The 25,579-nt window shown below is 71.1% G+C and carries 21 protein-coding genes; 8 read left to right on the top strand and 13 right to left on the bottom strand.

All coding sequences use genetic code 11. The annotated features are described in order from the left end of the window. Positions 1–20 precede the first annotated feature (20 nt). The gene (locus ACQY0Z_RS15720) at positions 21–974 is read right to left on the bottom strand and encodes a heme o synthase (RefSeq protein ID WP_254586248.1); all 954 of its coding nucleotides are present in this window, start codon (positions 972–974) and stop codon (positions 21–23) included. A 341-nt stretch (positions 975–1,315) separates the two neighbouring features. Here ACQY0Z_RS15720 and tkt point away from each other — a divergent pair, with 341 nt between their 5' ends. From tkt to pgl, 5 genes are read left to right on the top strand one after another with little or no spacing between them, the layout of a single operon-like run. Then, a complete protein-coding gene (gene tkt / locus ACQY0Z_RS15715; RefSeq protein ID WP_254586249.1) occupies positions 1,316–3,403 on the top strand; it encodes a transketolase in 2,088 nt (695 codons plus the stop codon). A gap of 34 nt (positions 3,404–3,437) precedes the next feature. Continuing rightward, a complete protein-coding gene (gene tal, locus ACQY0Z_RS15710; RefSeq protein WP_189899478.1) occupies positions 3,438–4,556 on the top strand; it encodes a transaldolase in 1,119 nt (372 codons plus the stop codon). Positions 4,557–4,560: 4 nt separating this feature from the next. Beyond that, positions 4,561–6,084 carry a glucose-6-phosphate dehydrogenase gene (gene zwf / locus ACQY0Z_RS15705; RefSeq protein WP_439812427.1) on the top strand — a complete coding sequence of 508 codons (1,524 nt, stop codon included), beginning with the start codon at positions 4,561–4,563 and terminating at the stop codon, positions 6,082–6,084. Then, a complete protein-coding gene (opcA, locus tag ACQY0Z_RS15700; protein WP_189899474.1) occupies positions 6,081–7,148 on the top strand; it encodes a glucose-6-phosphate dehydrogenase assembly protein OpcA in 1,068 nt (355 codons plus the stop codon). The genes zwf and opcA overlap by 4 nt, the downstream gene beginning before the upstream one ends. Then, a complete protein-coding gene (gene pgl, locus ACQY0Z_RS15695) occupies positions 7,145–7,930 on the top strand; it encodes a 6-phosphogluconolactonase (RefSeq protein ID WP_439812426.1) in 786 nt (261 codons plus the stop codon). The genes opcA and pgl overlap by 4 nt, the downstream gene beginning before the upstream one ends. A 141-nt stretch (positions 7,931–8,071) precedes the next feature. On the opposite strand, the gene ACQY0Z_RS15690 is transcribed toward pgl, so the two are convergent. The 5 genes from ACQY0Z_RS15690 to ACQY0Z_RS15670 form a co-directional block, all read right to left on the bottom strand. Then, positions 8,072–8,911: a carbohydrate ABC transporter permease gene (locus ACQY0Z_RS15690; RefSeq protein WP_189899471.1), complete on the bottom strand. Its 840-nt coding sequence runs from the start codon at positions 8,909–8,911 to the stop codon at positions 8,072–8,074. Then, complete coding sequence (locus ACQY0Z_RS15685) at positions 8,908–10,272, bottom strand: ABC transporter permease (RefSeq protein ID WP_189899469.1); 1,365 nt, start codon at positions 10,270–10,272, stop codon at positions 8,908–8,910. The genes ACQY0Z_RS15690 and ACQY0Z_RS15685 overlap by 4 nt, the downstream gene beginning before the upstream one ends. Before the next feature lie 5 nt (positions 10,273–10,277). Further along, positions 10,278–11,606, bottom strand: a complete 1,329-nt coding sequence (locus tag ACQY0Z_RS15680) for an extracellular solute-binding protein (RefSeq protein WP_189899467.1) — start codon at positions 11,604–11,606, stop codon at positions 10,278–10,280. A gap of 106 nt (positions 11,607–11,712) precedes the next feature. After that, positions 11,713–13,332, bottom strand: coding sequence for a glycoside hydrolase family 13 protein (locus ACQY0Z_RS15675; protein WP_189899465.1), 1,620 nt, complete (start codon positions 13,330–13,332; stop codon positions 11,713–11,715). A gap of 184 nt (positions 13,333–13,516) precedes the next feature. Continuing rightward, positions 13,517–14,788, bottom strand: a complete 1,272-nt coding sequence (locus ACQY0Z_RS15670) for an ABC transporter substrate-binding protein (protein ID WP_439812425.1) — start codon at positions 14,786–14,788, stop codon at positions 13,517–13,519. A 126-nt stretch (positions 14,789–14,914) separates the two neighbouring features. On the opposite strand from ACQY0Z_RS15670, the gene ACQY0Z_RS15665 reads away from it, so the two are divergent. From ACQY0Z_RS15665 to ACQY0Z_RS15655, 3 genes are all read left to right on the top strand, one after another. Then, entirely contained in the window at positions 14,915–15,430 is a 516-nt protein-coding gene (locus ACQY0Z_RS15665) for a PadR family transcriptional regulator (protein ID WP_028960684.1), read from the top strand. Beyond that, a complete protein-coding gene (locus ACQY0Z_RS15660) occupies positions 15,427–16,179 on the top strand; it encodes an ABC transporter ATP-binding protein (RefSeq protein ID WP_254588416.1) in 753 nt (250 codons plus the stop codon). Before ACQY0Z_RS15665 ends, ACQY0Z_RS15660 begins: the two co-directional genes overlap by 4 nt. 109 nt (positions 16,180–16,288) lie before the next feature. Next, entirely contained in the window at positions 16,289–18,571 is a 2,283-nt protein-coding gene (locus ACQY0Z_RS15655) for an ABC transporter permease (RefSeq protein ID WP_381730484.1), read from the top strand. Between the two features lie 13 nt (positions 18,572–18,584). Here ACQY0Z_RS15655 and ACQY0Z_RS15650 read toward each other — a convergent pair whose 3' ends face one another. The 7 genes from ACQY0Z_RS15650 to gap form a co-directional block, all read right to left on the bottom strand. Next, the gene (locus tag ACQY0Z_RS15650) at positions 18,585–19,598 is read right to left on the bottom strand and encodes a hypothetical protein (RefSeq protein WP_254588414.1); all 1,014 of its coding nucleotides are present in this window, start codon (positions 19,596–19,598) and stop codon (positions 18,585–18,587) included. A gap of 92 nt (positions 19,599–19,690) precedes the next feature. Next, positions 19,691–21,343: a glucose-6-phosphate isomerase gene (gene pgi, locus ACQY0Z_RS15645; RefSeq protein ID WP_439812424.1), complete on the bottom strand. Its 1,653-nt coding sequence runs from the start codon at positions 21,341–21,343 to the stop codon at positions 19,691–19,693. Between the two features lie 139 nt (positions 21,344–21,482). Continuing rightward, the gene (locus ACQY0Z_RS15640; protein WP_078066843.1) at positions 21,483–21,818 is read right to left on the bottom strand and encodes an RNA polymerase-binding protein RbpA; all 336 of its coding nucleotides are present in this window, start codon (positions 21,816–21,818) and stop codon (positions 21,483–21,485) included. Between the two features lie 212 nt (positions 21,819–22,030). Beyond that, complete coding sequence (gene secG, locus ACQY0Z_RS15635; protein WP_019525267.1) at positions 22,031–22,267, bottom strand: preprotein translocase subunit SecG; 237 nt, start codon at positions 22,265–22,267, stop codon at positions 22,031–22,033. Between the two features lie 139 nt (positions 22,268–22,406). Further along, on the bottom strand, positions 22,407–23,183 hold the full coding sequence (gene tpiA, locus ACQY0Z_RS15630) for a triose-phosphate isomerase (RefSeq protein WP_189899454.1): 777 nt from the start codon (positions 23,181–23,183) through the stop codon (positions 22,407–22,409). Positions 23,184–23,189: 6 nt separating this feature from the next. After that, entirely contained in the window at positions 23,190–24,401 is a 1,212-nt protein-coding gene (locus ACQY0Z_RS15625) for a phosphoglycerate kinase (RefSeq protein ID WP_189899452.1), read from the bottom strand. A 159-nt stretch (positions 24,402–24,560) separates the two neighbouring features. After that, complete coding sequence (gap, locus tag ACQY0Z_RS15620; RefSeq protein WP_019525270.1) at positions 24,561–25,568, bottom strand: type I glyceraldehyde-3-phosphate dehydrogenase; 1,008 nt, start codon at positions 25,566–25,568, stop codon at positions 24,561–24,563. Positions 25,569–25,579: the final 11 nt, after the last annotated feature.

Here is a 25,579-nt window from a genome sequence, read left to right as displayed (position 1 = left end):
TCGGCGCGCAGGCGTGCGTCTCAGCGCAGGAAGGGGTCCACCGCGATGGCGACGAAGAGCAGCGAGACATAGGTGATGGACCAGTGGAAGAGGCGCATCTCCCTGAGCTTGGCCCCCGTCACCTCGGCCTTGGCGCGGTTCAGCAGCGCGTGCGCCTCCCACAGCCACCAGCCGCCGGCCGCCAGGGCGACCGCGGTGTAGAACCAGCCGGTGTAGCCCATCGGGGTGAGGAGCAGCGACACGCCGACCATCACCCAGCTGTAGAGGACGATCTGCTTGGCGACCGCCTTGTTGCCGGCGACGACCGGCAGCATCGGCACGCCCACGCGCGCGTAGTCCTCCTTCACCTTCATGGACAGCGGCCAGTAGTGCGGCGGCGTCCAGAAGAAGATCACGAGGAAGAGGACGACCGGGGCCCAGGACATCGAGTTCGTGACGGCGGACCAGCCGATCAGCACCGGCATGCAGCCGGCGATGCCGCCCCACACGATGTTCTGCGCCGTGCGGCGCTTGAGGATCATCGTGTAGACGACGACGTAGAAGAGGAGCGCGCCGAGGGACAGCCAGGCGGACAGCCAGTTGACGGTCAGGCCGAACAGCAGCGTGGAGACGACCGCCAGGGTGATGCCGAAGACCAGGGCCTCGCGCGGGCTGACCATGCCGGTCACCAGCGGGCGCTGCGAGGTGCGGTCCATCAGCGCGTCGATGTCGCGGTCGATGTACATGTTGAGCGCGTTGGCGCCGCCGGCCGACAGATAGCCGCCGAGGCAGGTCAGCAGCACGAGCGTCAGGTCGGGCACGCCCTGCTGCGCCAGGAACATCACCGGGACGGTGGTGATGAGCAGCAGTTCGATGATCCGCGGCTTGGTGAGAGCCACGAATGCCGTCACACGGGCCCGGAACGGCCGATGCGCAGGGCTCTGACTCGTCCCCAAAACCCCCGCCGGGCGGGATTCAACGGCCGTCACGCACACCCCTACAGAGACATCCCAGCGAGCCTTTCCCTGTGAAGTGCCGGTAAAGGCTCGCGCGTACCACGCCACTCTAGACGTTGCCCAGACCCCGGCATTCGCGGGGGTCCGGTCGTGTTGGCGGACCCCTCTCCGAGGTGCGTCCCGAAGCTCGATTGAGCACGCGGATGAGCGGCTCCGTATTCATCTGCCGAATGCGGAAACTCACCGGTCAGGAGGCGCGTCCCGGGGAGTGCCCGCACTCTGGAACGACCCGGAAAAAGGCACGTCCTACGGGGGTAGGCTCGACCACGCCGGTGGGCAGTCACCGGCATCCGACATGTGGAGAGGAGCCCTGACTCAGGGTGAGCACCAAGCCGACCACCACAGACCTCGAGTGGACCGAACTGGACCAGCGGGCCGTCGACACCGCCCGCGTCCTGGCCGCCGATGCCGTACAGAAGGTCGGCAACGGCCATCCGGGTACGGCGATGAGCCTGGCGCCTGCCGCCTACACCCTCTTCCAGAAGGTGATGCGGCACGACCCGGCGGACGCCGACTGGGTCGGGCGAGACCGCTTCGTGCTGTCCGCCGGACATTCGTCCCTGACCCTCTACACCCAGCTCTACCTGGCCGGCTTCGGCCTGGAGCTGGACGACCTTAAGTCCTTCCGCACCTGGGGCTCGAAGACCCCGGGTCACCCGGAGTACGGGCACACCACCGGCGTGGAGACCACGACCGGCCCGCTCGGCCAGGGTGTCGCCAACGCGGTGGGCATGGCGATGGCCGCCCGCTACGAGCGCGGGCTGTTCGACCCGGAGGCCCCCGCCGGGGAGTCCCCGTTCGACCACTACATCTACTGCATCGCCGGTGACGGCTGCCTCCAGGAGGGCATCTCCGCCGAGGCGTCCTCGCTGGCCGGGCACCAGAAGCTCGGCAACCTGGTCCTGCTGTGGGACGACAACCACATCTCGATCGAGGGCGACACCGAGACGGCCGTCTCCGAGGACACGGTCAAGCGGTACGAGGCGTACGGCTGGCACGTGCAGCGCGTGGCGCCGAAGCCCGACGGTGACCTGGACCCGAACGCGATCTACGACGCGATCCAGGAGGCGAAGAAGGTCACCGACCGGCCGTCCTTCATCGCGATGCGCTCGATCATCGCCTGGCCCGCGCCGAACGCGCAGAACACCGAGGCCGCCCACGGCTCGGCGCTCGGCGACGACGAGGTCGCAGCCACCAAGCGCGTCCTCGGCTTCGACCCGGAGAAGACCTTCGAGGTCGCCGACGAGGTCATCGCGCACACCCGCAAGGCGCTGGAGCGCGGCCAGGCCGCGCGCGCCGTGTGGGAGAAGTCCTTCCAGCAGTGGCGGGACAACAACCCGGAGCGCGCCGCCGAGTACGACCGCATCGCCGCGGGCGAGCTGCCCAAGGGCTGGCAGGACGCCCTGCCGGTGTTCGAGCCGGGCAAGGGCGTCGCCACCCGCGCCGCCTCCGGCAAGGTGCTGCAGGCGCTCGGCGCGGTGATCCCGGAGCTGTGGGGCGGCTCGGCCGACCTCGCCGGCTCCAACAACACCACGATCGACAAGACGTCGTCGTTCCTCCCGGCGGACAACCCGCTGCCGGAGGCGAACCCGTACGGCCGCACGATCCACTTCGGCATCCGCGAGCACTCCATGGCCGCGGAGATGAACGGCATCGCGCTGCACGGCAACACCCGCATCTACGGCGGCACCTTCCTGGTGTTCTCCGACTACATGCGCAACGCCGTGCGTCTGTCGGCGCTGATGCACCTGCCGGTGACGTACGTGTGGACGCACGACTCCATCGGTCTCGGCGAGGACGGCCCGACCCACCAGCCGGTCGAGCACCTCGCGTCGCTGCGTGCCATCCCGGGCCTGAACGTGGTCCGCCCGGCCGACGCGAACGAGACCGCGATCGCCTGGCGCGAGATCCTCAAGCGCTGGACCAAGGAGTTCGGCAAGGGCGCCCCGCACGGTCTGGCGCTCACCCGCCAGGGCGTGCCGACGTACGAGCCCAACGAGGACGCGGCCCGCGGCGGTTACGTGCTGTTCGAGGCCGAGGGCGGCGAGCCCGAGGTCGTCCTGATCGCCACCGGTTCCGAGGTGCACGTCGCCGTCGAGGCGCGCGAGCGGCTCCAGGCCGACGGGGTGCCGACGCGCGTGGTGTCCATGCCGTCCGTGGAGTGGTTCGAGGAGCAGGACCAGGGGTACCGGGACAGCGTCCTGCCGCCGTCCGTGAAGGCGCGTGTGGCCGTCGAGGCGGGGATCGGCCTCACCTGGCACAAGTACGTGGGCGACGCCGGCCGCATCGTCTCGCTGGAACACTTCGGCGCCTCGGCCGACGGCAAGGTGCTGTTCGAGAAGTACGGCTTCACCGCCGACAACGTGGCCGCCGTCGCGCGGGAATCGATCGCCGCCGCCCGGCGCTGACGCTCACATACGACACGTAGGAGATGGAATTTCCATGACAGACGCACTGAAGCGCCTTTCCGACGAGGGCGTCGCGATCTGGCTGGACGACCTGTCGCGCAAGCGGATCACGTCCGGCAACCTGGCGGAGCTGATCGACCAGCAGCACGTCGTGGGCGTCACCACCAACCCGACGATCTTCCAGAAGGCGATCTCCGAGGGCGACGGCTACGACACGCAGCTCGCCGACCTCGCGGCCCGGAAGGTGACCGTCGAGGAGGCCATCCGGATGATCACGACGGCGGACGTCCGTGACGCCGCCGACATCCTGCGCCCGGTCTTCGACGCCACCGACGGCCGTGACGGCCGGGTGTCCATCGAGGTGGACCCGCGGCTGGCGCACGACACCCGCGCGACGGTCGCCGAGGCCAAGCAGCTCGCCTGGCTGGTGGACCGGCCGAACACCCTGATCAAGATCCCGGCGACCGAGGCGGGCATCCCGGCCATCGCCGAGGTCATCGGCCTGGGCATCAGCGTCAACGTCACGCTGATCTTCTCCCTGGAGCGCTACCGCAAGGTGATGGACGCCTTCCTCACCGGCCTGGAGAAGGCCAAGGCCCGCGGCCTGGACCTGTCGAAGATCCACTCCGTGGCGTCCTTCTTCGTGTCCCGCGTGGACACCGAGATCGACAAGCGGATCGACGCGCTCGGCACCGACGAGGCCAAGGCGCTGCGCGGCAAGGCCGCCATCGCCAACGCGCGACTGGCGTACCAGGCGTACGAGGAGGTCTTCTCCACGGACCGCTGGGCCGCGCTGGAGCGCGAGGGCGCCAACAAGCAGCGTCCGCTGTGGGCGTCGACCGGCGTGAAGGACAAGGCGTACAAGGCGACGATGTACGTCGACGAGCTGGTGGCGCCGAACACGGTGAACACCATGCCGGAGGCGACGCTGTTCGCCACCGAGGAGCAGGGCGACATCCGGGGCAACACCATCGCGGGCACGTACGAGCAGGCGCGCGCCGATCTCGACGCGATCGAGCGGCTCGGCATCTCGTACGACGAGGTGGTGCGGCTTCTGGAGGACGAGGGCGTCGACAAGTTCGAGGCGTCCTGGAACGACCTGCTGAAGTCGACCGAGGCGGAGCTCCAGCGCCTCGCCCCCTCGGAGGGCTGAGATCTTGTCGAGCAGCAATCCGCTGCGTGACCCCGCCGACCGACGGCTCCCGCGTATCGCGGGGCCGTCGGGCCTGGTCATCTTCGGCGTCACGGGTGACCTGTCGCGCAAGAAGCTGATGCCGGCCGTGTACGACCTCGCCAACCGGGGGCTGCTGCCGCCGGGCTTCTCGCTGGTGGGCTTCGCCCGCCGGGAGTGGGCGAACGAGGACTTCGCGCAGGAGGTCCACGACGCGGTCAAGGAACACGCGCGGACCCCCTTCCGTGAGGAGGTCTGGCAGCAGCTCATCCAGGGCATGCGCTTCGTGCAGGGCACCTTCGACGACGACGAGTCCTTCGAGCGGCTGCGCGGCACGATCGAGGAGCTGGACAAGGCGCAGGGCACGGGCGGCAACTTCGCCTTCTACCTGTCGGTGCCGCCGCGCTCCTTCCCGGTGGTCATCCAGCAGCTGAAGAAGCACGGGCTCGCGGACCAGACGGGCGGCTCCTGGCGGCGCGCGGTCATCGAGAAGCCCTTCGGGCACGACCTGAAGTCGGCCGAGGAACTGAACGCCCTCGTCCACGAGGTGTTCGCGCCGGAGCAGGTCTTCCGGATCGACCACTACCTGGGCAAGGAGACCGTCCAGAACATCCTGGCGCTGCGCTTCGCCAACACGATGTTCGAACCGATCTGGAACCGGTCCTTCGTGGACCATGTGCAGATCACCATGGCCGAGGACATCGGCATCGGCGGCCGGGCCGGCTACTACGACGGCATCGGCGCCGCCCGCGACGTCATCCAGAACCACCTGCTGCAGCTGCTCGCGCTGACCGCGATGGAGGAGCCCGCCTCCTTCGACGCGGACGCGCTCGCCGCGGAGAAGACCAAGGTGCTCGGCGCCGTGCGGCTGCCGAAGGACCTGGGCCGGGACACCGTGCGCGCGCAGTACGCGGCCGGCTGGCAGGGCGGCGCGAAGGTCATCGGCTATCTGGAGGAGGAGGGCATCGACCCGGCCTCCAAGACCGACACCTACGCGGCGATCAAGGTGGGCATCGACAACCGCCGCTGGGCGGGCGTCCCCTTCTACCTGCGCACCGGCAAGCGGCTGGGCCGCCGGGTGACGGAGATCGCGGTGGTCTTCCAGCGGGCGCCGCACTCCCCCTTCGACACCACGGCCACCGAGGAGCTCGGCCAGAACGCCATCGTGATCCGCGTCCAGCCGGACGAGGGCGTCACGGTGCGCTTCGGCTCGAAGGTGCCGGGCACGTCCATGGAGATCCGGGACGTGTCGATGGACTTCGCGTACGGCGAGTCGTTCACCGAGTCCAGCCCGGAGGCGTACGAGCGGCTGATCCTCGACGTCCTGCTCGGCGACTCCAACCTCTTCCCGCGCACGGAGGAGGTCGAGCTGTCCTGGAAGATCCTCGACCCGATCGAGGAGTACTGGGACGCGCAAGGCAAGCCGGCCCAGTACCAGGCCGGCACCTGGGGACCCGTCGAGGCGGACGAAATGCTCGAGCGAGACGGACGGAGCTGGCGCCGGCCATGAAGACAGACCTCACGGACACCACGGCCAGCAAGATCAACAAGGCGCTGGTGAAGGCGCGGCGGGCCATAGGCACGCCGGCCGTCGGCATGGTGCTGACCCTGGTCATCGTGACGGACGAGGAGAACGCCTACGACGCCCTGAAGGCGGCCGGCGACGCCTCGCGCGAGCACCCCTCGCGCACCCTGGTCGTCATCAAGCGCGTCTCCCGCTCCCCGCGCGACCGGACGCAGTCGCGGCTGGACGCCGAGGTGCGGGTCGGCGCGGACGCGGGCACCGGTGAGACGGTGGTGCTGCGGCTGTACGGCGAGGTCGTCGACCACGCCCAGTCGGTGGTGCTGCCGCTGCTGCTCCCGGACGCCCCGGTCGTGGTGTGGTGGCCGGTGAACGCGCCGCTGGACCCGGCGAACGACCCGCTGGGCGCGCTGGCCCAGCGCCGGGTGACCGACACCTACGCCTGCGAGCAGCCGGTGAAGGAGCTGGCCGCCCGCGCCGACGCCTACACCCCGGGCGACACGGACCTGTCGTGGACCCGCATCACGCCGTGGCGTTCGATGCTGGCCGCCGCGCTGGACCAGGTCGCCTGCCAGGTGCAGGGCGTCGAGGTGGAGGGCGAGGAGTTCAACCCGAGCTGCGAGCTGCTGGCGATGTGGCTCGCGGACCGGCTGGACGTGCCCGTGCGGCGCACCCGTTCCGCGGGTCCCGGTCTCACGGCGGTCCGGATGGACACCGACTGCGGCCCGATCGTGCTGGACCGCGCCGACGGCTCGCTGGCGACGCTGGCCATCCAGGGCCAGCCGAAGCGGGCGGTGGCGCTCAAGCGCCGGGACACCGCGGAGCTGATCGCGGAGGAGCTGCGCCGTCTGGACCCGGACGACACCTACGCGTCGGCCCTGCGCTACGGCGTGGAGCGGCTGAAGCAGGGGGACGGCGGTGACGCGCCGGCCAAAGGAGAAGGACGGGGCGGTGAACGCGAGGCCGTCCCCGCTCCCGTCGAGTCGGCTGCGAAAGGTCCTGCGGCCGAGGCGACGGAGGAGGCACCGGTGAAGAAGGCGGCGGCGAAGTGACGACGGCACCCCAGCTGGTCGTGCACCGGGACAAGGAGCTGATGGCACAGGCCGCGGCGGCTCGGCTGATCACCAGGATCGTGGACGCGCAGTCCTCGCGGGGCGAGGCGTCGGTCGTGCTGACCGGCGGCCGCAACGGCAACGGCCTGCTGGCCGCGCTGGCCGCCGCCCCGGCCCGGGACGCGATCGACTGGTCGCGCCTGGACCTGTGGTGGGGCGACGAACGGTTCCTGCCCGAGGGCGACCCGGACCGCAATGTCACCCAGGCCCGCGAGGCGCTGCTGGACGCGGTGCCGCTGGACCCGGAGCGCGTGCACGCCATGCCCGCGTCGGACGGCCCGCACGGCTCGGACGTGGAGGCGGCGGCCGCCGCCTACGCGGCGGAGCTGGCCGCGGCGGCGGGCCCGGAGGACCACGGCCCGGTGCCGTCCTTCGACGTCCTGATGCTGGGCCTGGGCCCGGACACCCATGTGGCGTCCCTGTTCCCCGAACTGCCCGCGGTCCGCGAGACGGAACGCACGGTGGTGGGCGTCCACGGCGCCCCCAAGCCCCCGCCCACCCGCATCACCCTCACTCTCCCCGCGATCCGCGCGGCCCGGGAGGTGTGGCTGCTCGCGGCGGGCGAGGACAAGGCCGAGGCAGCGGCGATCGCGCTCTCGGGCGCGGGCGAGATCCAGGGCCCGGCAGCGGGAGCGTACGGCCGCAGCCGCACGCTGTGGCTTCTGGACGCGGCGGCGGCGTCACAGCTCCCGAGGTCGCTGTACCCGCCGGCGACCCCGTGATCCTTCAAGTCCGCACGGCGCGATCCAGCCCGTCCGGCGCTTGAGGACGAGGCCCGAAGGGCCGATAGGGGGCTGGGGCGCAGCCCCAGGGACGGGAAGGGAAGGGGCGGAGGGGGCGACCAACCCTCCCCGCCCCACCCCCTACTTCACGGACCCCGCCATGACCCCCTGCACGAAGTGCCGCTGGAACGCGAAGAAGACCACCACCGGCACCACCAGCGACAGAAACGCCCCCGGCGCCAGCACGTCCACGTTGCTGCCGAACTGCCGGATCTGCGACTGCAGCTCCACCGTCAGCGGCTGCGACGAACTGTCCGCGAACAGCAGCGCCACCAGCATGTCGTTCCACACCCACAGGAACTGGAAGATGGCGAGGCTGGCGATGGCCGGCCGCCCCACCGGCAGCACGAGCCGGGTGAAGATCCGCCACTCGTTGCCGCCGTCCATCCGCGCGGCCTCCAGCATCTCCTTCGGCATCTCCGCGAAGTAGTTCCGCAGCAGGAACACCGCGAACGGCAGCCCGTAGGCGACGTGGAACAGCACGACCCCGGGGATGGTCCCGAACAGGCCGAGCTGGCCGAAGAGTTTGGCGACCGGCAGCAGACCGATCTGCACGGGCACCACCAGCAGCGCCACGACGACCAGGAACACCGTGTCCCGCCCGGGGAACTCCAGCCAGGCGAAGGCGTATCCGGCGAGCGCGGCGACGACCACGACGAGCACGGTGGTCGGCACCGAGATGAGCACGGTGTTCCAGAACGCCTGCGTGATGCCGGAGTTCTCCAGCAGCGCCGAGTAGTTGTCGAAGGACAGCTGCCCGGGGCTGGTGAACACGGTCCACCAGCCGCCCTTCGCGGTGTCCTCCGCGGACCGCAGCGAGGACAGGAACAGGCCGGCCAGCGGGGTCATCCAGATCAGCCCGATGACGACCAGGAAGGCCTGCACCACCGCGTTGCCCAGGCCGCGACGGATCACGTTCATCGCTGACTCCTCTTGAAGCGGCGGACGTTGAACACCATGGCCGGGATGACCAGGAGCAGCAGCAGGACGCCGAGCGCGCTGCCCAGCCCCTGGTTGTTGCCGCCGCCGAAGGACACCAGCCACATCTGGGTGGCGAGGACGGTCGCGTCCTCCTGCACGGGCCCGGGCGCGATGATGTAGACGAGGTCGAAGACCTTCATCACGTTGATCACCAGCGTCACGAACACCACGGTGAGGACGGGCGCGAGCAGCGGGACGGTGATCCGCCGGAAGATCTGCCACTCGTTCGCGCCGTCCATCCGGGCCGCCTCGAGCGCGTCCCGGGGCAGCGTGGACAGGCCGGCCCCGATCAGCACCATCGCGAACCCGGTCCAGATCCACAGGTACGCCCCGATGATCGCCGGGGTGACCAGCGCCGGACCGAGCCAGGAGACGCCCTCGTAGGGCGGGGCGAAGTTGTCCGAGGGCAGCTTCAGGGCGTACGCGCCGTCGTCGAGGCCGGTGAAGCGGAAGGAGCCGTCGGACGCGGTGGTGGCGCTCGCTACCGTCTTCCCGTCGCGCACCGCCTCGACGGTCACGCCGGGCAGGCCGCTCTCCTCGCGGTCGACCACGCCCTGCTTCCCTCCCCCGCCGGGCGTGAAGTCCAGGTACACCACGCCGCGTACCTCGTCCGCGGCGGCCGTGTCCGACGCCGCCTGTGACGCGGGTCGGGCCTCGCCGGGCAGGTCCTTGGGGGCGACGCCGACCAGGCCGAGCGCCTGCGTGTCGCCGGGTGAGACGTCCGCGGCGGTGACGTAGGAGCCGTCACGCTCCTTGGTCAGGCCCTCGCCGTCGCGGGCGCGGGCGGTCGGGTAGGAGGAGCTGCCGGCGAAGGCGTCGTGGACGGAGACGACGGCCGCGTTGAGGACGCCCTTGTCGGGGTCCTCGTCGTAGGCGAGCCGGAAGATGATGCCGGCGGCGAGGAAGGAGACCGCCATCGGCATGAACAGCAGCAGTTTGAAGGCGGTGGCCCAGCGGACCTTCTCCACCAGCACGGCGAGGATCAGGCCGAGGCCGGTGAGCAGGGTCGGGGCGACCACGACCCAGACGGCCGTGTTGCGGACGGCCGTGAGGGTCGCCGGGTCGCGGAACATCTCGGCGTAGTTCTCACCGCCGACGAACTCGGTGCCGGAGGCGTCGAAGAAGCTCCGGCCGACGGAGAACAGCACCGGGTAGACGACGAGCGCGCCGAGCAGCAGCAGCGCGGGGAGCGCGAACAGCAAGGCGACGATCCGGCCGCGCCGGCGCAGGCGCCGCCCGCGCGCGCCGTCGGGGCGCGCGGGGGCGGGCGGGGTCGCCTCTTTCACGACTGTGGCGGTCATGGCCGTCAGTTCCCGTAGGCCTTGGCGGCGGCCTTCTCGAGCTCGGCCGCGGTCTTCGCCGGGTCGGACGGGTCACGCAGGAAGTCCTGGAGGATCTTCCACTCGCCCGCGCCCTTGGTGCCGCCGAAGGCCGCGGGGGCCTGGTCGGACATGTCGAAGCGGACCGAATCGCCGGCCTTGACCAGGGACTCGGCGGTGGCGCGGGTGACGTCGTCGCCGTAGGAGGACAGGTCGAGCTTCTTGTTCGGGGAGAGGAAGCCGCCCGCCTCGGCCCAGACGGCCGCGGCCTCGGGGCTGGCCAGGTACTCGACGAGCGCCATGCCGGCCTCGCTGTTCTTGCCGTCCTTGAGGACGACGGCCGCGTCGCCGCCGCTGACCACGGGCGCCTCACCGCCGCCGACCGGCGGGAACGGGAAGAAGTCGGCGTCGGTGCCGATGGTCCGGCCGAACTGGTCCTTGGCGACGCCGGCCACGAAGTCGCCCTCGTACACCAGGGCGGCCTCGGCCTCGGGTCCGAAGACCTTCTCCACCGAGCCGGGGAAGTCGGTGTTCAGGGCGCCCTTCTGGCCGCCCGCGATGAGCTGCTTGTCCTTGAACAGCTTGCCGAGGGTGGTGAGCGCGTCCACCACGGTCGGGTCGGTCCACTTGATCTCGTGCGCGGCGAGGGCGTCGTACTTCTCGGGTCCGGCCTGGGAGAGATAGACGTTCTCGAACCAGTCGGTGAGGGTCCAGCCGTCCTGGCCGGCGACGGAGAAGGCGGCGAGCCCGGAGTCGGATATGGTCCGGCCGTTCTTCAGCATCTCGTCGTACGTCTTCGGCTCGGCGACGCCGGCCTGCTCGAGCGCCTCGGGGCTGTACCAGACGGTCGACTTGTGGGCGGCCTTGAAGTAGAGGCCGTACAGGGTGCCGTCGACGCTGCCGTAGTTCTGCCACACCTCGGCGAAGTTGGCGCCGACCGCGGACTGCACCTTCTTGTCCAGCGGCTTCAGCCAGCCCTGCCCGGCGAACTGCTTGAGCACGCCGACCTGCGGCACCATCACGACGTCGGGGGCGTTGCCGCCCTCGATCTTGCTGCCGACGACGGTGGAGACGTTGTCGCCGGTGGAGACGAACTGGGTCTTGGCGCCGGTCTTCTCGGTGAAGGCGTCGAGCACCTTCTGGAAGTTCTTCTGCTCGCTGCCGGACCAGACGCCCGCCACGGTGACGGTCTGCCCGTCGAGTGACTTGTCGCCGCCGCCGGCCGCGACGGGTTCGCCGCCTCCGCAGGCGGTCGCGCCGAGCGCGAGGACGAGGGCGGTGCATCCGGCGAGCAGGGTGGTACGTCGTCGCATCATCATCGATGTCCCTTCGGGAAAACGGGTGTTGACCGGGGCGTGCTTCTCGGACGGGTGGTGACCCGGGGCGTGCTTCTCGGACGGGTGGTGACCCGGGGCGTGCTTCTCAGGAGCCGTCGATCCACCAGGCGGCGGTGGAGCCGGGGAGCTCCCCGGACCGGCAGGGGCCGCTGGAGAGCAACGGGGTGCCGGGGACCGGGGCGGGTACGGGGGCGGTGCCGAAGTTGACGGCGCAGACCAGGTCGTCGCGGGCGAAGGCGAGGACGCCGGGCTGGGTGTCCAGCCAGCGCAGTGTGCCCTCGCCCAGCTGGTGCAGGGCGGACCGCAGTTGGAGACCGTCGCGGTACAGGTGCCAGGAGGAGCGGGTGTCGGCGAGGGCGCGGTGGGTGGCGTACTCGGCGAAGTAGTCGGGCTGCGGCAGCCAGGGCTTGGCGCCCTCGGCGCCGGAGGTGAAGCCGAACGGCGAGGCCTGTCCCGACCAGGGCAGCGGCACCCGGCAGCCGTCGCGGATACGGGCGCGGCTGCCGGTACGGCGGAAGATCGGGTCGGTGAGCACGTCGTCGGGCAGGTCGACGACCTCCGGCAGGCCCAGCTCCTCGCCCTGGTAGATGTACGCGGCGCCGGGCAGCGCCAGCATCAGCAGCGCGGCGGCGCGGGCGCGGGCGGCGCCGAGTCCGCTGCCCTCGGGGGCGGGTTCGCCGTAGCGGGTGACGGTGCGCACCTGGTCGTGGTTGTTGAGCACCCAGGTGACGGTGGAGCCGGTGCCTGCGATGTCCTGCATGGCCTCGGAGATGACCTTGCGGAAGGCGTCGGCGTCCCAGGGCGCGCCGAGCAGGTCGAAGAAGAACGCCTGGTGGAGCTCGTCCGGGCGGACGTACTTGGCGTGCTCGCGGGCGGAGGGCACGGAGACCTCGCCGACCAGGAGGCGTTCGCGGCCGTCGCGGGCGGTGTACTCCTCGCACACCGCGCGCCAGTGCCGCCACACGTCGTGCACCTCGGGCTGGTTCCAGGCAAGGGGGTTGACCGAGTCGCGGGTGCGGGCGTCGGCCTCGGGGTCGGGGGAGTCGGGCAGCTCAGGGTGCTTGAACAGGCCCGCGGCGACGTCGATGCGGAAGCCGTCGACGCCCCGGTCCAGCCAGAACCGCAGGACCTGGTCGAACTCGTCGGCGACCTCGGGGTTGCGCCAGTTCCAGTCGGGCTGCTCGGGCGTGAACATGTGCAGGTACCACTGGCCGGGGCGGCCGTCCGCCTCGGTGACGCGGGTCCAGGCGGGGCCGCCGAACATGGCGTGCCAGTTGTTGGGCGGCTCACCGCCGTCGGGGCCGCGGCCGTCGGCGAAGTGGAAGCGGGCCCGCTCGGGGCTGCCGGGGGCCGCGGCCAGGGCCGCGCGGAACCACGGGTGGGCGCTGGAGCAGTGGTTGGGCACGACGTCGAGCAGCACCCGGATGCCCAGGCGGTGGGCGGAGGCCACCAGCCGGTCGAACTCGTCGAGGTCGCCGTAGACCGGGTCGACGTCACGGTAGTCGGCCACGTCGTAGCCGTGGTCGTGCTGGGGCGACGGGTAGAACGGGCTGAGCCATATCCCGTCCACGCCGAGCTTCCTCAGGTACGGCAGTCCCGCCCTGACGCCGGCGAGATCGCCGATGCCGTCCCCGGTGCTGTCCAGAAAGCTGCGGACATACACCTGGTAGATCACCGCGTCACGCCACCAATGGTGCCTGTTCACCCCGATTGACCTGTCTGTGAGGAGCGCTGCTTGTTATGCATGCATGTTAGGTAGCGGTGAACGGCGGGTGTCAATGAACGTGCGCAAGCTACCGGGGGATTACGGGGCGCAGACCAGGGCGGATAAGGGCGATTCCGGCGCGAACGAGATACGCGCGTTACCTAACATGTAACTGGGGAGAGAGTCAGCGGGAGGAGACTGCGGCGAGTCCCGCCGCCAGCCGGCGCACCGCCGCCTCGGGCGTCTGCCGCCCGCTCATCGCGTCGTGCACCACCGCCTGCACCACCAGGCTCACCTGGTCGTAGCGCGGGCTCTTGGGACGCGGCGCGGCGGCCAGCACGCTCTCGCGCAGGGTCGGCAGGTAGGGGAAGCGGCGCACCAGCTCCGGGTCGTCGTACAGATCGGCCCGTACGGGCGGCAGCGCGCCGCGGGTGAGGACCTCGCGCTGCACCCGCTCGCTCGTGAGGTACGCGAGCAGCCGGGCGGCGGAGTCGGGGTGTTCGGCGTGGCTGCTGACGGCCAGGTTGGACCCGCCGAGCACGCTGGTCCCGGGACCGTCCGGTCCGGGCAGGGGCACGGCGCCGACCTTCCCGGCGACCTTCGAGTCCGGGGCGGAGGCGGCGACGTACGCGTAGGGCCAGTTGCGCAGGAAGAGCAGCCTGCCCTCCTGGAAGGCCCGCTTGGACTCCTCCTCCTTGTACGCCAGCGCCTCCTTCGGGATCCAGCCCTCGCGGACGCCGCGGGCCAGGAAGCCGATGCCCTTGCGGGCCGCCCGGGAGTCCACGGTGACGCGTTCGCCCTCGTCGCCGAGAATGGTGCCGCCCGCCGAGTAGACCGCCTCGGCCGCGTTCACGGTGAGCCCCTCGTAGGGCAGGAACTGGCCCGCATAGCCGTCGAGTCCGTGCGCGGGGCCGATCGTCTCCGCGGCCCGCTCCAGTTCGGCCCAGGTGCGCGGCGGCGGGACGCCGGCCTCGTCGAGGACGTCCTTGCGGTACAGCAGCAGCCCGGCGTTGGTCACGTACGGGACGGCGTACAGCCGGTCGTCGTAGGTGGCCGTGCCGACGACCGGGGGCAGGAAGGCGTCCAGCGGGAACCGGTCGCGGGGCAGCGGGCGGATCCAGCCCGCGGCGGCGAACTCCGAGGTCCAGCTGACGTCGATGTTCAGCACGTCGAAGCGGCCGCCCTCACCGGCCCGCAGATCGGTGATCATCTGCGCGCGGGTCTCGTCGGCGGAGTCGGGCAGTTCGACGAGGGTGACCTCCTCGCCGGGGTGCGTGCGGTTCCAGCCGTCGAGGACGGAGCCGAGGTACCCGGTGAGGTCCCCGGCCGTGGCGAGGGTGAGGGGTCCGCGCCCGTCCCCCGGACCTTCGTCGGCGCTCGCGCCGGAGGCGACATAACCGGTCATGACGACGATCAGGACGAGAAGGCCCCTACCCGCGGCATGGATCCACCGCATAGGTTCCTCCCTGTACACCGGCACCCGGGCACCCTTGCCGGGGTCAGAGGCCATGTATACCCGTTAGGTATGGGCGATACTAGGTCCTGCGGCACATTACCCAGGAGCGCGAGGAGGAGAGCACGAGTGCGGCTGCCCCTCCTGGCGCTGCTCGCCCGCGGCCCGGCGCACGGTTACGAGCTCAAGCAGGACCTTGAGCAACTGCTGGGCGCCGCGTACCCTCAGCCGAACGTCGGCCAGATCTACGTCACCCTCGGCCGCCTCGAGAAGACGGGGCTGATCGAGGGCGAGGCCATCGAGCAGTCGAGCCGGCCGAACAAGAAGGTCTACCACCTCACCGAGGCCGGGCACGAGGCGCTGCGCGCCTGGTTCGAGGAGACGGCGGACGAGCCGCGGGTGCGGGACGAGTTCTTCATGAAGCTGGCCCTGGCCCCGCAGACCGGTCTCGCCGACCAGATCTCGCTGATCAACCGGCAGCGCCGCCAGTATCTGAACACCATGCGGCAGCTGTCGAAGCTGGCCGCCGCCGAGGACCGGGACAACCGCATCTCCCATCTGCTGATCGAGGGCGCGATGCTGCACCTGCAGGCCGATCTCGACTGGCTGGAGCGGTGTCAGGAAGAGCTGGAGGAGCTTCAGTGAGCGAGAGCGACGCTCCCCTGCTGCGCGCCGAAGGCCTGGTCAAGACCCACCACGGCGAGGGCGCCCCGGCACGCGCCGTGCGCGGCGTGGACCTGCGGGTGACCCGCGGCGAGTTCGTGGCGGTCACCGGCCCCTCGGGCGCGGGCAAGTCGACGCTGCTGCATCTGCTCGGCGGGCTCCAGCGGCCGGACGAGGGCTCCATCTGGCTGGACGGCGAGCGCGCCGACGGCTGGAGCGAGGCGCGCTGGGCGGTGGAGCGGCGGCGGCGCATCGGGATCGTGTTCCAGTTCTTCAACCTGGTCTCCGACCTGTCGGTCGCGGACAACGTGGAGCTGCCCGCGCTGCTCGCCGGGGTCCCGCCGAAGAAGGCCCGCGCCGGACGGCGGGAGCTGCTGGCCGAGCTGGGCCTGGAGGGCAAGGAGCGGAGCATGCCGGGCGAGCTGTCCGGCGGTGAGCAGCAGCGGGTCGCCCTGGCCCGGGCGCTGGTCAACCACCCTCCGCTGCTGCTGGCCGACGAGCCCGCGGGCAGCCTGGACAGCAAGGGCACGCGTGAGGTGATGCGGCTGCTGTCCCGCTTCCACCAGCGCGGGCAGACGATCCTGCTGGTCACGCACGACGCGCGGCTGGCGAGCGCCGCGGACCGGGTGATCTCCTTCTTCGACGGCCGGATAGCCGACGACGCCACCCTCGACGCGGGCCCGCCCCCGCGCCGGGCCGGCGCCTCCGGCGTGCTGGAGCTCAGGGACTGACATGCGCGTCCACGACCGACCCGCGAGGCACTGACATGCGCGTCACCCACCGACCCGCCGCGAGCACGCGCATACGCGTCGCCGGCCGACCCGCGAAGGGCTGAGGCCGGTGCGAGCCACTCTGCGCTGGGCGCACTCCGATCTGCGCACGCACCGCGGCGAGGCCCTGTTCCTGGTGCTCGCCACCGCCGGCATCGTGGTGTCCCTGCTGCTGGCCACAGCCCTGTTCGGCTACGCCACCAATCCCTGGCAGCGCGTCTTCACCCAGGCGCACGGCGCCCACGTCACCCTGCACACCACCGCCTCCGCCGACGCGGACAGACTGACCGGCCTGGAGGGGGTGCGGTCGGTCGCCGGCCCCTACCCCACCTCCGCGCTGACCCTCGCCTCGCAGGGCGGCCGCGCCTCCGTCGAGGTGCGCGGGACGCCGGACCGGCCCGAGGTGGGCCGCCCGATCGTCACCTCCGGGCACTGGCTGGACCCGGCGACGCCCGACGGCGTGGTGCTGGAGAGCAACCTGGCCCGCGCCCTGCTCACCGCCCCCGGCGACACCCTCACCGTGCCCGGCACCGCGCGGCGGTTCACCGTGGTCGGCGTCGCGGACAGCGCCGAGCCGCGGTTCCGGCCCGGCGAGCGGGCGGGGCTGGTGTGGGCGCTGCCGTCGGCGGTGCCGGACCCGGACGGGCAGGTGATCGGGCTGCGGCTGGCCGACCCGGGCGACACCGGGTACGCCGTGCAGCGGGCGGTGACCGAACTGGGCGCCGGGGCGATCGGCGAGGTGGCGACCTGGCAGCAGGCGCGTGCGGAGGCGCAGGGCGACAACCGGCTGCTGGGGCAGGTGCTGGGCCTGTTCGGGCTGGGCGCGCTGGCCGCCGCCGGGTTCGCCGTGCACGGCGCGATCACCACCCGGATCCGGGGGCATCTGCGGGACATCTCCGTCCTCAAGGCGATCGGCTTCACCCCCGGCCAGGTGGTGCGCGTCTTCCTCATCCAGCACCTCGGCTACGCCCTGCTCGGGGCGGTGGCCGCCGCCGCGCTCACCGAGGCGCTGGGCGGCGCGGTCCCGGGGCGGCTCGGGGACGCGGTGGACGTGTGGCAGGGGCTGCCCGGGCATACGGCCGCGCTGGTCGTGGTGCCGGTCGGCGCGGTGCTGTTCATCGGCGCGACCACCGGGCTGGCCGCCTGGCGTGCGGGCCGGGTGCCGCCGGTGCCGGTGCCGCGTCCGGCGGCGGCTCCGGCGGGGCGGCTGAGCGGTGCGGCGCGCCGGGCGCTGGGCGCGCGGGTGCCTCCGGCGCTGGTGCTGGGCTGGCACAAGGCGTTCACCCGACGGCCGCGGTCGCTGGGCGCGGTGGCCAGACTGGCGCTGCCGCTGCTGCTGATCGTGGTGGCGCTGAGCGCGTGGACGACGATCGACCGCTTCCACGGCGCGCCCGAGCGGATCGGCCTGCCGGCGGCGCTCAGCGTGCGCGCCGACGCCTCGCTGGACGACGCCGAGGCGCGGGAGCTGCTGGAGAGCGATCCGCAGGTCGCCGCCGCCCACCCGGGCGTGGAGGTGGCCGCGCTGGTCCCCGGCCAGACCGCGACGATCGCCCTGCGCGGCTACGGCACGCACGAGGACCCGTACCCGTTCGCGCTGGCGGAGGGCAGGCCGGCGCACGGCCCGGACGAGGCGGTGGCCGGGCAGGGACTGCTCGACCTGCTGCACGTCCGGGTGGGCGACTGGGTGCGGATGACCGTCGGCGACCGCCCGCAGATCCTGCACATCGTGGGCCGCAGCATCGAGCCGGAGAACGCGGGACGGGTCATCTCCACCTCCCTCGACACCCTCCGCGCCAACCACCCGGAGATGCGCCCCGGCCTCTACCAGGTGCGTCTCGAACCGGGCGCGGACCCGGCGGAGGTGGCGGCCCGGCTCGCGGCGGAGGGCCGCGGCCATCTGGACGTGCACACCGTGGCGAACCCGGCGGACGGGCTGTCGCCGCTGCGCGCGGTGGTCCTGGGGCTGGTCGCGGTGCTGGCACTGATCGGCCTGGTGGAGCTGCTGACGGCGATCGGCGGCACCGTCCGCGAGGGCGAGCGGGACCTGCTGGCGCTGAAGGCCGTCGGCCTGTCGCCCCGGCAGATCACCGCGGTCACGGTCACCGCCACCGCCGGCACGGCCCTGGCGGCGGTGCTGCTCGCCACCGCGCTGGGGCTGCCGCTGGCGCACTGGCTGATCGACGCCCAGGGCAGGTCGAGCGGCATCGGCGCGGGCATCGCCCGGCTGCCCTCCCCCGCGCTGCTGGTGCTGCTCGGCACGGCCGCCGTGCTGGGCGCCGCCGCCCTGGCCGCCGTCCCGGCCGCCCGCGCGGCCCGCCGCCGCCTCGCGGACACCCTGAGCGCGGTGGCCTGAGCGACGAAGGTCCTTACGGACCGTAAGGGGGCTGCGGGGTGTACGGATTCCCGCCGGCGCCGGGCGCGTAGGGGCTGCCGCCACCCTGACCGGGGACGAATCCGCTCCCGGGGTGCGGCTGCGGCGGGACGTAGGGCGCGCCGGGCGGAGGGCCGTACGGATGCCCCTGAGGCGGGCCGTACGGATGCCCCTGGGACGGGACGTGCGGATGGCCCTGGGACGGGACGTGCGGATGGCCGGACGGCGGGACCGGGGGCATCGGCGGTACGGGCCCCGGGGCCGGCGTGTGCGCGGCCGGGTGCGCGCCGAGCCGGATGCCGTAGCGCCGCCTGAGCCGGCCCGTCTCCAGCAGGGCGATCCCCGTGACGGTCACCGGGGCGCCCAGGATGAAGACGACGCCGAAGGTGAGACCGAGTCCGTGCAGATCGCCGGTGACCAGGTCGGGGACCGCCACCAGCCAGCTGGTGACCGTGGCGAGCAGCGCGGGCAGACAGCGGTGCACGGCGCCGGTGCCGAAGAAGTTGCCGGTCACCCGGAAGGCTCCCCGGGCGACGAAGCCGAGCATCCACATCATCGTGATGCCCACCCCGATGATGACGAGGGGGTTGTGCGTGGCGTTGACGGTCTGCACGAAAAGCGCCAGCGCGACGACGGAGCCGACGAACAGCAGGAGCAGCGCGAGGGAGTTGAGGAGCGGTGTCCTCAACTGCCGCAGCGGACCGGTGCGCCGCCAGACGAGGAGCATCACGCCGACCGTGACCGGGGTGAGGAGCAGCAGCACCGCGGAGGCGGTGAGGGCGTTCTCCAGCAGTTCCGTGACGTCGAAACCGCCCGCCAGCACGGTGTAGACGCCGATGGAGGCCACGGCTCCGGCGATGACGCGGATGCGCTTGAGCCGGTCGATGGCCGGGTCCAGCGACGGCGGGATCCACGCCGGGTGGAACACCGCGTCCGCCACCTTGTGCGGTTTCAGGACGTCGCGTGCCGTGAGTGTGCCGCCGGTCCACCGGCCGGGCGTCCGTGCCACGTCGTGTTCCCCCGAGTGCTCGCCGTGCTCGTCGACCCGGGGATTGTACGGGAGCGGACGGCGGGCAGCCGTCCGCTCCCCGTGACGGTGGATCAGCCGCGTCCGCGCAGCTCGCGGTAGGCGGTGACCAGGGCCTTCGTCGACGGGTCGAGGCCGGGCACGTCGGCGCCCTCGGTGAGGGCGGGCTCCACACGCTTGGCGAGGACCTTGCCGAGTTCGACGCCCCACTGGTCGAAGGAGTCGATGTTCCAGATCGCGCCCTGCGTGAACACCTTGTGCTCGTAGAGGGCGACCAGCTGGCCCAGCACCGACGGGGTCAGCTCGGTGGCCAGGATCGTCGTGGTGGGGTGGTTGCCCTGGAAGGTCTTGTGCGGGACCAGCTCCTCGGGCACGCCCTCGGCGCGCACCTCGTCCGGCGTCTTGCCGAAGGCCAGCGCCTGCGTCTGGGCGAAGAAGTTGGCCATCAGCAGGTCGTGCTGGGCGGCGAGCCCGTCGCTCAGCTCCTCCACGGGCCGGGCGAAGCCGATGAAGTCGGCGGGGATGAGTTTGGTGCCCTGGTGGATCAACTGGTAGTAGGCGTGCTGGCCGTTGGTGCCGGGCGTGCCCCACACCACGGGACCGGTCTGCCAGTCGACCTCGCGCCCGTCCCGGCCGACGTACTTGCCGTTGGACTCCATGTCGAGCTGCTGGAGGTAGGCGGTGAACTTCGACAGGTAGTGCGAGTACGGCAGCACCGCGTGCGACTGCGCGTCGTGGAAGTTGTTGTACCAGACCCCCAACAGGCCCATGATCAGCGGCGCGTTGGCCTCCGGCGGGGCCGTGCGGAAATGGTCGTCGACGATACGGAAACCGTCCAGCATCTCCCGGAACCGGTCCGGACCGATCGCGATCATCAGCGACAGCCCGATCGCCGAGTCGTAGGAGTACCGCCCGCCGACCCAGTCCCAGAACTCGAACATGTTCGCCGTGTCGATCCCGAACGCCGACACCTTCTCCGCGTTCGTCGACAGCGCCACGAAGTGCCGCGCCACCGCCTTCTCGTCCCCGAGCTCTTCCAGCAGCCAGGCGCGGGCGGACGTGGCGTTGGTGACCGTCTCGATCGTGGTGAACGTCTTCGACGCCACGATGAACAGCGTCTCCGCCGGATCCAGGTCCCGGATCGCCTCGTGCAGATCCGCGCCGTCCACGTTGGACACGAACCGGAACGTCAAGTCCCGCGCGGTGTAGGCGCGCAGCGCCTCGTACGCCATCGCCGGGCCCAGGTCGGAGCCGCCGATGCCGATGTTGACGACGTTGCGGATCCGCCGGCCCGTGTGACCGGTCCACTCGCCGGAGCGGACGCGGTGGGCGAAATCGGCCATCCGGTCCAGGACCGCGTGCACGGCCGGGACGACGTTCTCCCCGTCGACCTCGACCACCGCGTCCCTCGGCGCGCGCAGCGCGGTGTGCAGCACCGCGCGGTCCTCGGTGGTGTTGATCCGCTCCCCGCGGAACATCGCGTCCCGCAGCCCGAACACGTCCGTGGCCGCGGCCAGTTCCCGCAGCAGCCGCAGCGTCTCGTCGGTCACCAGATGCTTGGAGTAGTCGACGTACAGGTCACCGACCCGGAGGGTGTAGCCGGTGCCGCGGTCCGGGGCGGCCTCGAACAGCTCGCGCAGCCGCACCTCTCCGAGCTCCTCACGGTGCTTGGCCAGTGCGGTCCACTCGGGCGTCTGATGGAGCCTGCTACGGCCGTCTGCGTTCATCTCGGACTTCAGCCTTCTTCCTTGGATGTCCCCGCTGTGCCGACTGGTCCCAACCTAATTGATCAGTCGTGAGGAGAACGGAAGAGTCCGGAGAGCGAACCGGCCGTGCGGCAGACGACTGCGCCCGGTGTGCCGGTGCTCAGATCTCGCCCCGCAGCTTGGCGAGCGCCTCGGCGAGGATCGCCTCGCCGTCCGCGTCGCTGCGCCGCTCGCGCACATAGGCGAGGTGCGTCTTGTAGGGCTCGGTGCGCGGCGGGTCCGGCGGGTTGTCGCGGTCCTGCCCGGCCGGGAAGCCGCAGCGTGGGCAGTCCCAGGTGTCGGGCACCTGCGCGTCGCTCGCGAAGCTCGGCTGTGTCTCGTGCCCGTTGGAGCACCAGAAGGAGACGCGCAGCCGCGGCGCGGACTCGCCGCGCTCGGCCTCGCCCATCGGCCCCGCCCCGACCCGGCTTCCCCGGATCGCGTTGCCACTTGCCACGGTCGTAACTCCCTGCGTAATGGTGCCGCGAAGCGAGTCGGCGTACCGCTTCGCTGCGAGCGCCTCAGTCTACGTAAGGCCCAACGCGCGTCCAGTGATAGGAGTTACCTGTCTCCGCATCCAGACGCAAGCCCCATGATAGGCCGCGCTCAGCTGCGCGTACCGAACATGGGGCGTTACGTGGGGAATGCGGGCGGATCGCGCCGCGTGGGTCAGTTGTTCATCTTCATCGTGATGCCGAGCACCACGATGCACGCGAACCAGAGCAGACCGATCACGACCGTGATCCGGTCGAGGTTGCGCTCGGCGACCGAGGAGCCGCCGACGGACGACTGCATGCCACCACCGAACATGTCGGAGAGGCCGCCGCCCTTCCCCTTGTGCATCAGCACCAGCAGCATCAGCAGCAGGCTGAAGACGATCAGGGCGATGGAGAACCCCAGAACCACGGCTGGACCAACTTCCTCGGAAACGGATGGACGACACGGGGTCCAGCACCGGACTGGACCCCGCAAGAGTACGACGGATCGGCCCTGCGGCCTACTCCCGATCCCGGGGTGCGCCCGCGGGCGGGCGCACCCCGGCCGCTCACTGGTCGCGGAAGCGGATGATCTTCACGAACTCGTCGGCGTCCAGCGAGGCGCCGCCGACCAGGGCGCCGTCGATGTCGGCCTGCGCCATGATCTCGGCGACGTTGCCGGACTTCACGGAGCCGCCGTACTGGATGCGGACCTTGTCGGCCAGCTCCTGGGAGTACAGCTCGGCGAGCTTGCCGCGGATCGCCGCGCAGACCTCCTGCGCGTCCTCGGCGCCGCAGACCTTGCCGGTGCCGATGGCCCACACGGGCTCGTAGGCGATCACGACGGACTCGGCCTGCTCGGCCGGGACGTCCTTCAGACCGCCCTCGACCTGGGCGAGGGTGTGGGAGACGTGGTTGCCCGCCTCGCGGACCTCCAACTCCTCGCCGACGCACAGGATGGGGGTGAGGCCGTGCTTGAAGGCGGCCTTCGTCTTGGCGTTGACGATCTCGTCGGTCTCGTGGTGGTACTGCCGGCGCTCGGAGTGGCCGACCGCGACATAGGTGCACTTCAGCTTGGCCAGCATGGGGCCGGAGATCTCGCCGGTGTAGGCGCCGCCGTCATGGGCCGAGACGTCCTGGGCGCCGTACTTGATCTTCAGCTTGTCGCCGTCGACCAGGGTCTGCACGGATCGCAGGTCGGTGAACGGCGGCAGGACGGCGACCTCGACGGCCTCGTAGTCCTTGTCGGCCAGGGCGAAGGCGAGCTTCTGGACGTGGGCGATGGCCTCGAGGTGGTTGAGGTTCATCTTCCAGTTGCCCGCCATCAGCGGCGTACGGGTGGTCATTGAGGGTCAGTCCTCCAGTGCTGCGAGGCCGGGGAGCGTCTTGCCCTCGAGGTATTCGAGGGAGGCGCCGCCGCCGGTCGAGATGTGGCCGAATGCCTGCTCGTCGAAGCCCAGGGTACGGACCGCGGCGGCGGAGTCCCCGCCGCCGACCACGGTGAAGCCCGGGGAGTCGAGGAGGGCCTGGGCGACCGCCTTGGTGCCCTCGGCGTAGTCGGGGTGCTCGAAGACGCCCATGGGGCCGTTCCAGAAGACGGTGGCGGCGTCGGCGAGCTTCGAGGCGTAGAGCTTGCGGGTCTCCGGGCCGATGTCCAGGCCCATCTTCCCGGCCGGGATGGCGTCCGCGGCGACGTTCTCGGGGTTGCCCGGCGCCTTGGCCTTCATGTCGGGGAACTCGTCGGCGACCAGGGTGTCGACCGGCAGCACCAGCTCGACGCCGCTCTTCTCGGCGCGCTCCAGGTACTCCTGGACGACCGGGACCTGGTCCTCCTGGACCAGGGACGAGCCGATCTCGTACCCCTTGGCCTTGAGGAAGGTGTACGCCATGCCGCCGCCGATGAGGATGCGGTCGGCCTTGCCGAGCAGCTGGTCGATGACGGCCAGCTTGTCCGAGACCTTGGCGCCGCCGAGGGCGACCACGTAGGGCCGCTTGACGTCGTCGGTGAGCTTCCTCAGCACGCCGACCTCGGTGGCGATGAGGTACCCGGCGTAGTGCGGCAGGCGGGCCGGGAGGTCGAAGACCGAGGCGTGCTTGCGGTGCACCGCGCCGAAGCCGTCGCCGACGTAGACGTCGGCGAGGGCGGCGAGCTGGTCGGCGAAGGCGCCGCGCTCGGCGTCGTCCTTGCTGGTCTCGCCCGCGTTGAAGCGCAGGTTCTCGACGACGGCGACCTGGCCGTCGGCGAGTCCGGCGACGGTCGAGGCGGCGGACTCGCCGACCGTGTCGGTGGCGAACGCGACGTCGGCGCCGAGGAGTTCACCGAGGCGCGCGGCGGCGGGGGCGAGGGAGAAGGCGGGGTCCGGGGCGCCCTTGGGGCGGCCCAGGTGCGAGGCGACGACCACGCGGGCGCCCGCGTCGGCGAGCGCCTTGACGGTGGGCAGCACGGCGCGGATGCGGCCGTCGTCGGTGATGGTGGTGCCGTCCAGCGGCACGTTGAGGTCGGCGCGGACGAAGACCCGCTTGCCCGCGACGCCTTCGGAGAGGAGTTCGTCGATCGTCTTCATAGGGGGCTCCCTGTCAGAGCAACGTGTTCAGCGACCTGTTCGCTCGTGATCGCTTGTGATCGAAAGAGGGCGACCGTTCCGATACGTGCGTCAGGGCTCGGACGGCGCGTCGCCGCACCGTCCGAGCCCTGCACTCATATCAGGCCGTCCGCTCCGTGATCAGAGCTGGTTGCCGATGAAGACCGTCAGGTCGACCAGGCGGTTGCTGTAGCCCCACTCGTTGTCGTACCAGCCGATGACCTTCACGTTCTTGCCCTCCTGGACCATGGTCAGGGAGGAGTCGAAGGTGCAGGACGCCGGGGCGTTGACGATGTCGGAGGAGACGATCGCGTCCTCCGTGTACTCCAGGTAGCCCTTCAGCTCGCCCTCGGCGGCCTTCTGGAAGGCGGCGTTGACCTCTTCCTTGGTGACCTCGCGGGAGAGCTCGACCACCAGGTCCGTGACGGAGCCGGTGGGGACCGGGACACGCATGGCCATGCCGTCCAGCTTGCCCTTGAGCTGCGGCAGCACCAGGGCGGTGGCCTTCGCGGCGCCCGTGGTGGTCGGGATGATGTTCTCGGCGGCGGCACGGGCGCGGCGCAGATCCTTGTGCGGGAAGTCGAGGATGCGCTGGTCGTTCGTGTACGCGTGGACCGTCGTCATCAGACCCTTGACGATGCCGAAGTTCTCGTCGAGGACCTTCGCCATCGGCGCCACACAGTTGGTGGTGCAGGAGGCGTTGGAGATGACGTGGTGGTTCGCCGCGTCGTACTGATCGTGGTTCACGCCCATGACGAGAGTGATGTCCTCGCCCTTCGCCGGGGCGGAGATGATGACCTTCTTGGCGCCGCCGGCGATGTGCTTCTCGGCGTCTTCCTTCTTGGTGAAGATGCCGGTCGACTCGATGACGATGTCGGCACCCAGCTCGCCCCACGGGATGTCGGCGGGGTTGCGCTCGGAGAGGACCTTGATCGTCTTGTCACCGACGGTGATGGTGTCCTCGGTGTGCGAGACCTCCTGCTTCAGACGGCCCAGGATGGTGTCGTACTTCAGCAGGTGCGCGGTGGTCGCCGTGTCGCCCAGGTCGTTGACGGCCACGATCTCGATGTCGGCGCCCTGCTCCAGGAGCGCGCGGAAGTAGTTCCGACCGATGCGGCCAAACCCGTTGATGCCTACGCGGATCGTCACGAACCGATCTC

It is taken from the genome of Streptomyces sp. P9-2, from assembly GCF_051903975.1.
GTDB classification, from domain to species: Bacteria; Actinomycetota; Actinomycetes; order Streptomycetales; family Streptomycetaceae; genus Streptomyces; species Streptomyces cellulosae.
This window is presented reverse-complemented; position numbering and strand designations above follow the sequence as displayed.